Raw genomic sequence first — 13,745 nt, forward strand, 5'->3', positions numbered from 1 at the left:
CGATATATAGGGAAGACATTAGAGCGCTTCTTTACATTTCTGGATTTGAACTAATAATGTTTCGTATTCTTGTTCGAGAGATGGGATATCATCGTGATGATTTGGCATGGAAATTCGGCCGATAATTTCTGTTAATTTTGTTTGTAATCGTAATAATTCTTGTTCAGTTACGTTTACAGAATCCCCGGTGGTTCTTTTTGTGTATTGCTCGTAATTACCGTGGAATATTCTTGGTTTACTCTCATCTACTTGTAGAATATGGTCTGCAACAGAGCGAATAAAGGCACGGTCATGGCTAATGAAAAGTATTGTGCCAGGATATTCTTGTAACATGATTTCTAATTCTTCTTGCGTCGCTAAGTCTAAATAGTTTGTCGGTTCATCGAGCAGAAGCATATTATAGTTTCCTAAAAATACTTTTGCGAGTGCGACCTTCATTCGTTCGCCGCCACTTAAGACATGTACAGGTTTATGAACATCTTCACGGCGGAATAAAAGCCGTGCAAGTATTGTTCTAACGAATGCTTCTGTATAGTTGGTTTCTTCTAGAACGTTCTCTAAAATGGTTTTATCTGTTTTTAAAATTGATAGTGTTTGTTCAAAGTATCCAATTTTACAACTTTTCGAAAGCTGAATGCCACGCTCGTTTGCGAGAAGCATGTTGAACAAAGTTGTTTTGCCGCTTCCGTTTGCACCTAAAATAGCAAGTTTTGCACCAGGGGCAATAGTTCCATTCATATTTTTAAATAGTGTGCGGTCGCCTATTTTCTTTGTTGCTTTATTGAACTGTACTGCCACTTTACTATGAATGGGTGTATGGTATTGCACGTCAAACTGAGTCTGAGAAAGATCCTTTGGCTTTTCTTTCTTTTCTAGTTTTTCGAGACGTGTTTCTAGTGCGTTCGCTGCTTTGCTAACCTGTTCTTGGCCATGAGCCCCGCTTAACTTATAAAGTTTAGATTCAGATGAACTGAAGCGAGCTGGGATTTTTGTCATATTAGAAGTACGTTGCTTTTTTTGTGAAATTGATTGCTCTAAACGATTTTTTTCTTGTATATATTGATCATATTCTGCTTGTTTTTGTGTTCGTTCACGTTCTTTTTGCTTTCGATAGTTGGAATAGTTTCCTTTATACTCTTGAATCGTCCCGTCTTCAATTTCAATAATTTTTGTACATATATTATCTAGAAATTCACGATCATGCGATATTAAAACAAGTGACCCTTTATAAGATAAAAGTGCCTTTTCTAATTGCTCTGTACCAACCATATCTAAGTGGCTTGTTGGTTCATCAGCAAATAAAATTCCTGCATCTTGTTCGAGAGCATGAGCAATCTTTAGCCGCATTCGTTCACCACCGCTCATTGCATCTGTAACGTTTGAAATACTCCATTTTCCTTTTGCGAGAGCAGAAGTGGTTTCCGGTAGTTCCTCGCTAAGTTGAGGAATGATGCTGATAGAACTATGATGAGTTATTGTGCCTTTGTCAGCTTCTATTTCTTTACTTAATATTTGTAATAACGTAGATTTACCAGCTCCGTTGACTCCGACAATTCCTATGCGATCCTGTGCTTGAATTTCCAGTGACGGTAACGTAAATAGTGTGCGATCACCAAAGCTCTTTTCAATATTGCGTGCGAATAAAATAGTCATAAAAAAACCTCCCTAGTTTCACTAGAGAGGATAAACGTCGCCCTTGCATGTAAAAAATCGTACATAAATAAACGATTTTTTTACATGATCGTTTCGAAAGAAAGTATCGACAAATGGACAGACTAATCCCCTGCTAGTTTTCATCATTTTTTGTTCACTATTTGTGATGGATGAAATAAATAAGAGAATTAGAACTTCATTGGTCAAAGTACCTTCCTTTCATAATGTTACTTTTATTGTATGCGCATACAAAATGGTTTGTCAAACTTATTTCTATTTACTGTTTTTGAACTTATTATTATACAATTGTACTTTTGCTAGAGCCTCAGCATCATTTTTGATTTCATCCAATCCATTCGCATCCCCAATAACATACCCTTCAAATGATGAACCAACAAAATCAAAGATATATTGAAACTGAGCAATAAGCGGTAATGCTTTCAGCTTTGGATTGTCTCCGCCAACGATGACAACGTACATTTTTTTACCTTTCATTTTTTCTTTGAAATGAAGGGATGTATCGCGTAAGCTTTGTGACCAGCGATCGACGAAGTTTTTCATATGACCGCTCATTCCATACCAGTATAGCGGTGTAGCAAAGATAATTGTGTCGTGCTCTAACATACGCTCGATTAACTGCTCGTAGTCATCATTTACAGGTTGGAATCCTTCTGCATCATGACGTTGGTCTGTAATAGGATGGACTGTATGGTCTTGCAAGTAAATTTGTTCTGTTTCAATTCCATCGATCATCGTATGTGTTAAAGCTTCTGTATTGCCATTTTGTCTTGAACTGCCATGTATAACAAACATGTAATCATTCCTTTTCTTTTGCTTGTTTTAGGAGTGAAACGTGTTTTTGCAAATTCGTTTGAATGCTGGAAAGTAATGAGATTTGCTTCGTTACTTCATTGAGTTTATCTTCATAAAGCGTAAGGATACTGCTGCAAGGATTTTCGTACAGGTGTGGTTCAATTTCAAGGCAACGCAGCATCCTTGCCGTCTCTTCTAAATTTAAGCCAATTTGTAAGTACATTTGAATAAGTTCTACTTTTTTGATGGCATTTTCATCAAAATCACGGTAGCCATTTGTGAGGCGTTTAGAAGGGAGTAATCCCTTTTCCTCATAATGTCTTAGTGATCTTTCGCTAACGCCAGTTTCTTTTGATAACTCTCCAATTCGCAACGTGTTTCACTCCTTTTAAACGTATTGTAAACCTTCACACTAATGTGAAGGTCAACTCTGTTTTTTCGCAAAAGAATCTACATGATTTAAAAACACTTGAATAGCTTTAGACTGAATAAAGTATTTGCCACGCACGATGGAGAAGGGACGGATGAGTTGTTCATTTGGAACTTCGACGTGGAATAGCTCTTTTGCCAGTAGCTCTTTCCGTACAGTCCAATCAGAAAGGATAGCGATGCCAAGCCCAGCACTAACTGCTTCCTTCACGCTTTGAATACTACTGAATGTAAAGAATCGTTTCATTTTTAAATGGTGTTGATGAATAAAGCGATCACTATAAGCACGTGTTCCAGAACCACTTTCTCTTAATACCCATACTTGATCTTGGAGTGTGTTTTCATTTATTTCATTTGTGTGGAGCAGTGGATGATTTGGCGGAACGACGAGCTTCATTTCATCTTGCATAAATGTTTCAACGTCAACATCGGCATATACGACTTGCCCTTCCACTAAGCCGATATCAATTTGATTAGAGCGAAGGCTTTGCAAAACGTCTTCTGTATTTGAGATAAAGGTATGAACTTCAACGTGTGGATTTTCATTCGCATAGTTAGCCAGTATTTTTGGAAGTAAGTATTCGCCAATTGTAAAACTAGCACCGATGCGAAGAGTTCCTGTTACAACGTTATGTAATTCGTTAATTTCTTGTTTAGCATCTTCGTAAAGAGAGAGCATTTGCTTTGCGTGTATATATAAAATGTTTCCAGCCTCTGTCACTTGAACGTGCTTAGGAGAGCGCTGAATAAGTGTAGTGCCAAATTCGTTTTCTAAGTTGCGTATGTGCATACTTACGCCAGGCTGTGAAAGGTTTAATAATTCTGCTGCACGGGAGAAGTGTTTCTGTTCAACGACAGTAACAAATATTTTTAAAATGTCTACGTTCATGTAATGGGCTCCTTTCTTTTCCTATCATCTTATCATAAGTATTTCTGATGATAGAGATTCAATATTGATATTAAACTTATTATAGAAACTCTCTTATAATGTAAGTAGAAAGAACATGCATGTTCCAATACGATTATTGGAGTGGTACAAAGTGGAACAAACACTTGTTATACAAAAGAAGAAGGGCTTTGGATTTTCACAAGGAATTGGGATTACATTATTAATCGCAATTGCTGCGAAATATTTAGCAGAGCTTCCATTTTTAAATATTATGGGACAATTAGTGATTGCTATTCTAATTGGGATGGTTTGGCGTGCGGCAATTGGAGTTCCTCATGATGCGATTGCCGGAACGAACTTTGCGAGTAAGAAGTTGCTGCGCTTTGGGATTATCTTACTTGGAATGCGGTTAAATCTTGTTGATATTGCGAAGGCAGGGCCGAAAGTATTGGTCATCGCTGCCGTTGTTATTACATTTACGATTTTCGTTGTATATGGGCTAACGAAAGTATTTAAGGTAGAAAAGAAACTCGGAATTTTAACAGCGTGCGGAACAGCAATTTGCGGCGCGGCTGCGGTCGTGGCAATTGCACCGCAAGTGAAAGCGAAGGATGAAGAAACGGCAGTTGGGGCAGCAATTATTGCAATTTTAGGTACAATATTTACACTTATTTATACGCTATTATACCCAGTGCTTGGCTTCTCACCGTACGGTTACGGTGTATTCTCAGGTGCGACGCTGCACGAAATCGCTCATGTCATCGCAGCTGCGGCGCCAGGAGGAAGTACGGCTGTAGACATCGCAGTTATCGTGAAATTAACGCGCGTTGCAATGCTTGTGCCAGTAGCGATTTTAATTGGATTATGGTTTGGTAAGAGTGAAGGCAGCGAGGAAAAAAAATCGTGGCGTGACCTTCCAATTCCGTGGTTCATCTTCGGATTTTTAGCGATGAGTGCAGTGCATTCGCTCGGGGTTATACCAGAAGTTGTTGCCGGATACATTGTTGTCATTGCTTACATGCTTATTGCAATGGCGATGGCGGGTCTTGGTTTAAATGTAGAGTTTAAAACGTTCCGTAAGTTAGGAAGTAAGGCATTCGTGGCGGGGCTGATCGGCTCGGTTTTTCTTTCTATTCTTGGATACGTTCTTGTATATGTATTAGGATTTATGTAGTAGGACGAAGAAGCTGTTCCAAAAGATATTTTGGGACAGCTTTTTTTATATTTATAGTGCTACGGGTGTCGATATATTAAAAAAATAGCTGATATAAATTGAATTACGCTTGTACTTTGTTAGAGAAGGTGATCAGTGAAACGTTTTTCTGAAATTTGTAGAGATATCTTTACTTATAACTGGAAAATATTTATAATTAAAGTAAAGATATCTTTACTTTCGAAGGTGGAGCCTATGGGTGTGAAAAATAAAATAAAAGAGTTAAGAAAGCAACATCATATAACGCAAGTTGAAATGGCAAAGGCGATGCAGGTGACGCGGCAGACGATTGTGGCGATTGAAAACCATCATTATAACCCGAGTCTAGAGTTATCCCTAAAAATCGCCAAATATTTTGGGGTGAAGGTGGAGGAAATATTTACGCTAGAGTAAGGGGAGAAAAAATGGAAGATACTAAAAAGTTATTTATCGGTGCGACTTTTGGATTGTTTGTGGGAGACATTGTAGTTCATATTATGAATCCGGCTATACCAATTTTACCGCTCGTAGTGAGTAACGTTTTAGCAATTGTATTTTTGATAGTGTATTCGTATTACAAAAAGCGTAAGTACAAAAAAGAAGAACTTCCAGATATAGATGAGCGAGTAAATGAAACATAAAAAAGTATGTAAATGTCTCATTTGTATTCGCGTTTCTATTGCTTATTGTTTATATTGTTGCGAGCAAAGCAATAGGTAGAGCTGTTATACCAGTGCAAGAAATATTTATGATATGTAGTTCCTTATTTGCGGGTAATCTCATCATAGGAGTCATGATAGGAAAACGGGCATAGAGATAGGAGGAATGAAAAATGCAAGATGAGTTTGAGAGATTTCAGTCGGATAAAGCGTTTAAATATGTAGGGGTATTTTTTACGATTAGTTTAGCGATATGGAGTTTATATAATTTAATTGTTGATGGAAATGCTGGTATGCCGTTTGTTTTATTTGTACTAGGGCAGTGGGTGTATTTTCTTGTGAACTATTGGCCGAAGTGGAAATATAGAAATCAAAAAGAGGTCGATCATGTATGAGTAAGCGAGATGTTATACGGTTCATAGGAAGTTTGTTTTTAGCGGGTCTTGTTTTAAATGTGAGTTTAATGATTTTAAGCATTTCGTGGGGAACTATTTTTATATCGAATGTAGCACTAGTCATTTTATATAGTATTGCTGAATATAGAGAACAGAAGCGTTTGAAAGAAGAGGGAGTACCGTCGATTGATGAGCGAGTTGTGAACAAGATGAAGTCATATTTTACGATTAGTATTACAAGCTTCGTGTTCTTGTTCATTATGTATCTTTGTGTAAATAAGTATGTAGATAGGCAAGCAGTACATGTAAATGAGTTATTATATATTGCTATTTTTGGTTTATTAATAAGTATGGCATCGACGAGTGTGTTAGCAACAAGGAATAGATAGAAAAAGGGGAACTGGGATGGGATTACCGGTGTTATGTGTCGCTACGGCTATTTTTGCTTTGTTTTGGGGAATGCAGAACTTCTCTCGTTATCCAGTGCCAAGTATTTGTATTATGCTCGGTACTGTAGGTTTATCATATTATTTATTAGTTTCAGCTCATTATCATAAAACAGCAACGAGTGTTGTTGTTGTTGGAGCACTTATTTTATTTTGTGGGCGCGCTATACAAAAGGGATTATTTCCGTAAAAGCTGTTTATACAAAGAGTATAAATAGCTTTTTGTATTTTTTTTACAAAAGTCTTGAAAGTTACGTAACGTCATCTTTTATAATGAAGGGGAAGAGGTGATAGTAGTGATTTCAATACAACAATTGACGAAAGAGACAGGGATAACAGTACGTACATTACGTTATTATGATCAAATAGATTTATTAAAGCCGAGCGGGAAAACGGAGGGTGGACATCGGTTATATAGTGAAATTGATGTCATTCGACTACAACAAATTTTGTTTTTAAAGGAAATGGGATTTTCATTAAAAGAGGCTGCGAATATGTTAGTAAAAGGTGAGGTTAACTTAAAGGATTCTCTTGAAAAACAACTTCGATTTGTACAGGAAGAACAAAAGAAATTTAATCGAATGGAGCGTGTTTTACAAGCTGTTGTTTATTCGGTAGATGTGGAGGGAGAACTTGATTGGAAAGTTATGTTTGAACTTATTCAGCTTTCGAAACAGTCGTCTCGTATACGTGAAATATTTCAAAATGAAGTATTTTCAAAGGAAGAACAAAAATTGCTTCATAACTTGCCGAATATGAGTGAAGAAGATCCGAATGTTTTAGAATGGGTAGATTTATTAAAGCAATTACGTACTTTTATGAAAGACGGTAAAGAAGCCGCGAGTGATGAGGTACAAGGGGCAACGAAGAGCTTAATGCAGAAGTGTTTAGAAATGGCCAATGGTGACGAAGCGTTTTTAGATAAGTTATGGGAAGTTAGAAAATCGAAGGAAGATTCACAGAAAATGAGCATGTATCCAATTGAAGAAGAACTTTTATTATATATGGATGAAGCTTTTCGTATATATGATGAAAAGGAGAGGGATAAATGAGTATACTTGCAGAATATCGTTGGTACTTTTTAATTGGGGCAGAGATTGTATTTTGGTTATCGGCTATCGGTTTCTTTTTACTTCGTTACGGATTCCGTTTGAAAAAGGCAAGTTTTATTATGGGGATTGTACTCCTCGTAAATGAAGTGTTTATTTTAACTTTAGGGGTAGTGGACTATTATCAAACAGGGAAGTTCTCTAATTTTCAAATCATTACTGTAATTATCTTATTGTATGCAGTTTTCTACGGGAAAAAGGATTTGAAGAAGCTTGATATATTTGCGCAAAAGCTAGTTGCGAAATGGCGGAATGAACCGGCGCCTATTATTGAAGAACAGGTAGAATTAACAGGTATGGCCTATGCGAAGCAGGAAATAAAAAATTGGATATTGCATCTTGTTTTATTCGTTGTTGTGCATATTTTCTTTTTCTTTCTGTACGGTTTTGTCCCGTTTGAACAATGGGGTAATTGGTTAGAAACGGGGATTGTTTTAAATAAAGCAGCGAGTCGTGTTAGCCAAGTTTGGGCGATTATATTTTTAGTGGATACAGTTATTTCATTTTCATATGTTCTTTTCCCGAAGAAGGAGAAAGGAAAAGAGAAGCTACTTTCGTAGAGGAAAGTAGCTTTTTCTAGTATACCAATAGTTTGTATAGGAGAGGATGACAATAGGAAAAACAGGTTTTATATGCTTATTTCTCTTTAGTTTAGTAGCATGCTCACAATCTAACATTACAATTGATAAGAAGAATGATGTTGTTGTAAAGGGAACAGAAATTTCTAATCTAGATAAATTTGAAAAGTTCGTTTTGAATGTGGAACAAGGGGAAGTTGATAAAATAAGAATTGTACATTATACACATGAAGGTGATCCGGTTTTTCAAACGTTAGAGTATAGTGGGACAGATATAATTCATATATTAGATAATAGGCAAGATCGATTTGCTGGTAATCATACAGATATAGATGAAGATAGCTGTAAAAGGATTGTTAAAGAGCAGCGTGAATTACAAACGGCTTATAGGTTAATAGACTGTGTGAATGAAAATGGGCGCAATGGATATGATTTATTATATGTACCTAAAAAATAGAGTTAGTAGAGGAAGGAAGTTTTGGCTCCTTCCTTTTTCTATGTATATATTGTCGAAAGTTTTACCGAATATCTGTTCGTTTTCTTGGTTTTTTTATGAGCATTCGTGGTAAAATGGGAATACAGATTTTTTACGAGGAGGTCGGTTTTGTTTGGAACATCAATTTGAAATTATTTCAGCGTATTCCCCGCAAGGTGATCAGCCGGTAGCTATAGAGAAGCTTGTAGAGGGAATTAATAGTGGAAAGAAAAAGCAAGTGTTGCTTGGAGCGACAGGAACGGGTAAGACATTTACGATTTCAAATGTCATTAAAGAGGTGCAGAAGCCAACACTTGTCATGGCTCATAATAAAACGTTAGCAGGACAGTTATATAGTGAGCTGAAAGATTTTTTTCCGAATAATGCAGTTGAATATTTTGTTAGTTATTACGATTATTATCAGCCAGAAGCGTATGTGCCACAAACAGATACGTTTATTGAAAAAGATGCGCAGATTAATGATGAAATCGATAAATTGCGTCACTCAGCAACATCTGCACTATTTGAACGGGATGATGTGATTATTGTTGCGAGTGTTTCGTGTATATACGGTTTAGGTTCTCCAGAAGAATACCGCGAGTTAGTTGTTTCACTTAGAGTTGGTATGGAAAAGGACCGCAATCAATTGCTTCGTGAACTTGTTGATGTACAGTATGGACGTAATGACATTGATTTCAAGCGTGGTACATTCCGTGTGCGCGGAGATGTAGTTGAAATCTTCCCAGCATCACTTGATGAGCATTGTATTCGAATTGAATTTTTCGGCGATGAAATCGATCGTATTCGCGAAGTAAATGCGTTAACAGGTGAAGTATTAGCAGAACGTGATCATGTAGCAATCTTCCCAGCATCTCACTTCGTTACACGTGAGGAAAAAATGAAGGTCGCTATTGAAAATATCGAAAAAGAATTAGAAGAGCGTTTAAAGGAATTAAATGATAATGGCAAGTTGTTAGAAGCGCAGCGTATAGAGCAACGTACACGTTATGATTTAGAAATGATGCGTGAGATGGGCTTTTGTTCAGGGATTGAAAATTATTCCCGTCATTTGACACTTCGTCCAGCGGGGGCAACGCCATATACGTTATTAGACTATTTCCCGGAAGATTTCTTAATCGTTATGGATGAGTCGCACGTATCAGTACCGCAAGTAAGAGCGATGTATAACGGGGACCAAGCACGTAAACAAGTGCTTGTAGATCATGGATTCCGTCTGCCATCAGCTTTAGATAATAGACCGCTTACGTTTGATGAGTTTGAAGGGAAAACGAATCAAGTTATTTACGTTTCAGCAACGCCAGGACCGTACGAGTTAGAGCAGGCACCGGAAGTAATAGAACAAATTATTCGTCCAACAGGGCTTTTAGATCCACCAATTGATATACGACCAATTGAAGGGCAAATTGATGATTTATTAGGAGAAATTCAAGATCGCATTGCAAAAAATGAACGTGTATTAATTACAACTTTAACGAAGAAGATGTCAGAGGATTTAACAGACTACTTAAAAGATGTAGGAATTAAAGTGAACTATCTTCACTCTGAAATTAAAACGTTAGAACGTATTGAAATTATCCGTGATCTTCGCCTTGGTAAGTTTGACGTACTTGTCGGTATTAACTTATTACGAGAAGGATTAGATATTCCAGAAGTATCACTTGTAGCTATTTTAGATGCTGATAAGGAAGGGTTCTTGCGTTCAGAGCGTTCATTAATTCAAACAATCGGTCGTGCAGCACGTAATGAAAACGGCCGCGTTATTATGTATGCAGATCGTATAACAAGATCAATGGGAATTGCAATTGAAGAAACGCAGCGTCGTCGTACTATACAAGAAGCTTACAATAAAGAGCATGGTATTACGCCGAAAACGATTCAAAAAGGTGTGCGTGATGTTATCCGTGCAACGACAGCTGCTGAAGAGCCGGAAATGTATGAAGCGGCACCAGCTAAGAAGATGACGAAAAAAGAGCGTGAAAAGACAATTGCGAAGATGGAAGCAGAGATGAAAGAAGCAGCAAAAGCGTTAGATTTCGAGCGTGCAGCTGAATTAAGAGATTTACTATTAGAATTAAAAGCGGAAGGGTGAACAGAGTGAGCATAAGCAAGGATTTTATTGTCGTAAAAGGTGCTAGAGCACATAACTTAAAAAATATTGATGTAACCATTCCGAGAAATCAGCTTGTTGTTGTGACGGGATTGTCTGGTTCAGGGAAATCATCATTAGCGTTTGATACGATTTATGCAGAAGGGCAGCGCAGATACGTAGAATCGTTATCTGCGTATGCGCGTCAGTTTTTAGGACAAATGGATAAGCCGGATGTAGATACGATTGAAGGATTGTCACCAGCGATTTCAATCGATCAAAAAACAACGAGTCGTAATCCACGTTCAACAGTTGGAACGGTCACGGAGATTTATGATTATTTACGTTTATTATTTGCGCGAATTGGTACGCCAATTTGTCCGAATCATGGTATTGAAATTACGTCACAAACAGTAGAACAGATGGTAGACCGTGTACTTGAATATCCTGAACGTACGAAATTACAAGTGTTAGCTCCTATCGTTTCTGGGCGTAAAGGTGCACATGTGAAAGTGCTTGAAGATATTAAGAAGCAAGGGTATGTTCGTGTACGTGTTGATGGTGAAATGTTAGATGTATCTGAAGATATTGCGCTAGATAAAAATAAGAAGCATTCCATTGAAGTTGTAATTGACCGTATTGTTGTAAAAGAAGGGATTGCAAGCCGTCTTGCGGATTCTCTTGAAAGTGCATTAAAGCTTGGCGGGGGCCGAGTGTTAATTGATGTAATGGGAGAAGAGGAACTTCTATTTAGTGAACATCATGCTTGTCCGCATTGTGGTTTTTCAATCGGAGAATTAGAGCCGCGCATGTTCTCATTCAACAGTCCATTCGGGGCGTGTCCTTCTTGTGATGGACTTGGTTCAAAGTTAGAGGTGGATTTAGAACTTGTCATTCCGAATTGGGATTTATCATTAAATGAACATGCGATTGCGCCTTGGGAGCCGACAAGCTCACAATATTACCCACAGCTTTTACAATCTGTATGTAATCATTACGGCGTTGATATGGATATGCCTGTGAAAGATATACCGAAAGATTTATTTGATAAAGTGTTGTACGGAAGCGGTGAAGAGAAAGTTTATTTCCGCTATGTAAATGAATTTGGTCAAGTAAAGGAAAATGAGATTTTATTTGAAGGTGTTATTCCAAATATCGAACGTCGTTATCGTGAAACGAGTTCTGATTATGTCCGTGAGCAAATGGAAAAGTATATGGCAGAGCAAGCTTGTCCGAAGTGTAAAGGTGGACGCTTAAAGCCTGAGAGTTTAGCTGTTTTCGTTGGTGATAAAACGATTGCTGATGTAACGAAGTATTCTGTTCAAGAAGTACAGGAATTCTTCTCGAATGTGGAGCTAACGGAGAAACAACGAACAATTGCTCATTTAATTTTAAGAGAAATCCAGGAGCGCGTTGGATTCTTAGTGAACGTCGGTTTAGATTATTTAACGTTAAGTCGTGCTGCAGGAACTTTATCAGGTGGTGAGGCGCAGCGTATTCGTTTAGCGACACAAATCGGTTCTCGTCTTACTGGCGTACTTTACATTCTTGATGAGCCTTCAATCGGTTTGCATCAGCGCGATAACGATCGTCTTATTCGCACATTGCAAGAAATGCGCGATTTAGGAAATACGTTAATTGTCGTTGAGCATGATGAAGACACGATGATGGCTGCTGATTATTTACTTGATATCGGACCTGGTGCAGGTATTCACGGTGGCCAAGTTGTATCAGCGGGTACACCAGCTGAAGTGATGCAAGATGAGAATTCGCTAACAGGGAAGTATTTAAGCGGTAAAGAGTTTATTCCGGTTCCACTTGAAAGACGTAAGGGTGACGGACGTAAAGTGGAAATTGTCGGTGCAAAAGAGAATAACTTAAAGAATGCAAAGATGTCATTCCCGCTTGGTACGTTTGTAGCGATAACGGGTGTATCTGGTTCCGGTAAAAGTACGATGATTAATGAAGTACTATATAAATCATTAGCGCAAAAGTTATATAAAGCGAAAGCGAAGCCAGGTACTCATAAAGAAATTAAAGGTCTTGAGCATTTAGATAAAGTAATCGATATTGATCAATCGCCAATCGGGCGTACACCACGTTCTAATCCAGCGACGTATACAGGTGTATTCGATGATATTCGTGATGTGTTTGCACAAACGAATGAAGCGAAAGTGCGTGGATATCAAAAAGGACGTTTCAGCTTTAATGTAAAAGGTGGACGTTGTGAAGCGTGCCGTGGTGATGGAATTATTAAAATCGAAATGCACTTCTTACCAGACGTATACGTTCCGTGTGAAGTTTGCCATGGTAAACGTTATAACCGCGAAACGTTAGAAGTGAAGTATAAAGATAAGAACATTTCTGAAGTGTTAGGGATGACAATTGAAGATGGAGTAGAGTTCTTCGCTAATATCCCAAAAATTAAGCGTAAACTTCAAACGCTTGTAGATGTAGGGCTTGGTTATATGAAATTAGGACAGCCAGCTACTACGTTATCTGGAGGAGAAGCACAGCGCGTGAAATTAGCTTCTGAATTACACCGTCGTTCTACTGGGCGTACGTTATATATTTTAGATGAGCCAACGACTGGTTTGCATGCACATGATATCGCGCGTCTTCTAGAAGTGCTGCAACGCCTTGTTGAAAGTGGCGAGACAGTTCTTGTTATTGAACATAATTTAGATGTAATTAAAACAGCTGACTATATCGTTGATCTTGGACCAGAGGGCGGAGATAAAGGTGGGCAAATCGTTGCCTCAGGAACGCCAGAGCAAGTAGTAAAAGAAGAGCGTTCGTATACAGGTAAGTATTTAAAAGAGATTTTAAATCGCGATAAAGCAAGAATGAAAGAGAAAATAAAAGAAGTAGAATTATCACAATAAGTGTATTCATAAAAACCGAGTGGGAATGACACTCGGTTTTTATTTTATCCCGCTATTTGTGGGCAACCCGATTGGTTTAACTAATAATCAGTGGGGATGAACAAAATCCCCACTG

The 13,745-nt window shown here is 37.8% G+C and carries 14 protein-coding genes and 1 pseudogene; 11 read left to right on the plus strand and 4 right to left on the minus strand.

What is annotated here, in order from left to right; genetic code table 11:
- Nucleotides 1–18 precede the first annotated feature (18 nt).
- The 4 genes from abc-f to DN392_RS09615 form a co-directional block, all read right to left on the minus strand.
- Nucleotides 19–1,653, minus strand: a complete 1,635-nt coding sequence (gene abc-f / locus DN392_RS09600) for a ribosomal protection-like ABC-F family protein (protein ID WP_088321297.1) — start codon at nucleotides 1,651–1,653, stop codon at nucleotides 19–21.
- 273 nt (nucleotides 1,654–1,926) lie between these two features.
- A complete protein-coding gene (locus DN392_RS09605; RefSeq protein WP_000497637.1) occupies nucleotides 1,927–2,466 on the minus strand; it encodes a flavodoxin family protein in 540 nt (179 codons plus the stop codon).
- Between the two features lie 4 nt (nucleotides 2,467–2,470).
- Nucleotides 2,471–2,839, minus strand: a complete 369-nt coding sequence (locus DN392_RS09610; protein ID WP_001219220.1) for a MerR family transcriptional regulator — start codon at nucleotides 2,837–2,839, stop codon at nucleotides 2,471–2,473.
- Between the two features lie 51 nt (nucleotides 2,840–2,890).
- Entirely contained in the window at nucleotides 2,891–3,784 is an 894-nt protein-coding gene (locus DN392_RS09615) for a LysR family transcriptional regulator (RefSeq protein ID WP_048566661.1), read from the minus strand.
- A gap of 151 nt (nucleotides 3,785–3,935) precedes the next feature.
- Here DN392_RS09615 and DN392_RS09620 point away from each other — a divergent pair, with 151 nt between their 5' ends.
- The 11 genes and pseudogenes from DN392_RS09620 (at nucleotide 3,936) to uvrA (ending at nucleotide 13,630) form a co-directional block, all read left to right on the plus strand.
- Complete coding sequence (locus DN392_RS09620) at nucleotides 3,936–4,958, plus strand: YeiH family protein (protein ID WP_000438417.1); 1,023 nt, start codon at nucleotides 3,936–3,938, stop codon at nucleotides 4,956–4,958.
- Between the two features lie 234 nt (nucleotides 4,959–5,192).
- A complete protein-coding gene (locus tag DN392_RS09625; protein ID WP_000538359.1) occupies nucleotides 5,193–5,390 on the plus strand; it encodes a helix-turn-helix transcriptional regulator in 198 nt (65 codons plus the stop codon).
- A gap of 11 nt (nucleotides 5,391–5,401) precedes the next feature.
- A pseudogene (locus DN392_RS09630) lies at nucleotides 5,402–5,790 on the plus strand (hypothetical protein).
- 18 nt (nucleotides 5,791–5,808) lie between these two features.
- Complete coding sequence (locus DN392_RS09635) at nucleotides 5,809–6,030, plus strand: hypothetical protein (RefSeq protein WP_001150207.1); 222 nt, start codon at nucleotides 5,809–5,811, stop codon at nucleotides 6,028–6,030.
- Nucleotides 6,027–6,419, plus strand: coding sequence for a hypothetical protein (locus DN392_RS09640; RefSeq protein WP_000043932.1), 393 nt, complete (start codon nucleotides 6,027–6,029; stop codon nucleotides 6,417–6,419). The genes DN392_RS09635 and DN392_RS09640 overlap by 4 nt, the downstream gene beginning before the upstream one ends.
- A 16-nt stretch (nucleotides 6,420–6,435) precedes the next feature.
- Nucleotides 6,436–6,666 carry a hypothetical protein gene (locus DN392_RS09645; RefSeq protein ID WP_000524129.1) on the plus strand — a complete coding sequence of 77 codons (231 nt, stop codon included), beginning with the start codon at nucleotides 6,436–6,438 and terminating at the stop codon, nucleotides 6,664–6,666.
- Between the two features lie 100 nt (nucleotides 6,667–6,766).
- Complete coding sequence (locus DN392_RS09650; protein WP_033658957.1) at nucleotides 6,767–7,528, plus strand: MerR family transcriptional regulator; 762 nt, start codon at nucleotides 6,767–6,769, stop codon at nucleotides 7,526–7,528.
- A complete protein-coding gene (locus tag DN392_RS09655; protein WP_000025204.1) occupies nucleotides 7,525–8,145 on the plus strand; it encodes a hypothetical protein in 621 nt (206 codons plus the stop codon). The genes DN392_RS09650 and DN392_RS09655 overlap by 4 nt, the downstream gene beginning before the upstream one ends.
- Nucleotides 8,146–8,191: 46 nt before the next feature.
- Complete coding sequence (locus tag DN392_RS09660; RefSeq protein ID WP_000152011.1) at nucleotides 8,192–8,620, plus strand: DUF4362 domain-containing protein; 429 nt, start codon at nucleotides 8,192–8,194, stop codon at nucleotides 8,618–8,620.
- Between the two features lie 151 nt (nucleotides 8,621–8,771).
- Nucleotides 8,772–10,748, plus strand: coding sequence for an excinuclease ABC subunit B (uvrB, locus tag DN392_RS09665; RefSeq protein WP_000400992.1), 1,977 nt, complete (start codon nucleotides 8,772–8,774; stop codon nucleotides 10,746–10,748).
- A gap of 11 nt (nucleotides 10,749–10,759) precedes the next feature.
- Complete coding sequence (gene uvrA, locus DN392_RS09670) at nucleotides 10,760–13,630, plus strand: excinuclease ABC subunit UvrA (protein ID WP_033658958.1); 2,871 nt, start codon at nucleotides 10,760–10,762, stop codon at nucleotides 13,628–13,630.
- Nucleotides 13,631–13,745 lie beyond the last annotated feature (115 nt).

Origin of the sequence: Bacillus sp. BB51/4 (genome assembly GCF_008368845.1) — a bacterium.
Classification (GTDB): domain Bacteria; phylum Bacillota; class Bacilli; order Bacillales; family Bacillaceae_G; genus Bacillus_A; species Bacillus_A wiedmannii.

Excerpts from the sequence above, each read along its gene's own strand:
- abc-f (WP_088321297.1), bottom strand. The coding sequence starts at position 1,653 with ATGACTATTTTATTCGCACGCAATATTGAAAAGAGCTTTGGTGATCGC.
- DN392_RS09605 (WP_000497637.1), bottom strand. The coding sequence starts at position 2,466 with ATGTTTGTTATACATGGCAGTTCAAGACAAAATGGCAATACAGAAGCT.
- DN392_RS09615 (WP_048566661.1), bottom strand. The coding sequence starts at position 3,784 with ATGAACGTAGACATTTTAAAAATATTTGTTACTGTCGTTGAACAGAAA.
- DN392_RS09625 (WP_000538359.1), top strand. The coding sequence starts at position 5,193 with ATGGGTGTGAAAAATAAAATAAAAGAGTTAAGAAAGCAACATCATATA.
- DN392_RS09635 (WP_001150207.1), top strand. The coding sequence starts at position 5,809 with ATGCAAGATGAGTTTGAGAGATTTCAGTCGGATAAAGCGTTTAAATAT.
- DN392_RS09640 (WP_000043932.1), top strand. The coding sequence starts at position 6,027 with ATGAGTAAGCGAGATGTTATACGGTTCATAGGAAGTTTGTTTTTAGCG.
- DN392_RS09645 (WP_000524129.1), top strand. The coding sequence starts at position 6,436 with ATGGGATTACCGGTGTTATGTGTCGCTACGGCTATTTTTGCTTTGTTT.
- DN392_RS09655 (WP_000025204.1), top strand. The coding sequence starts at position 7,525 with ATGAGTATACTTGCAGAATATCGTTGGTACTTTTTAATTGGGGCAGAG.
- DN392_RS09660 (WP_000152011.1), top strand. The coding sequence starts at position 8,192 with ATGACAATAGGAAAAACAGGTTTTATATGCTTATTTCTCTTTAGTTTA.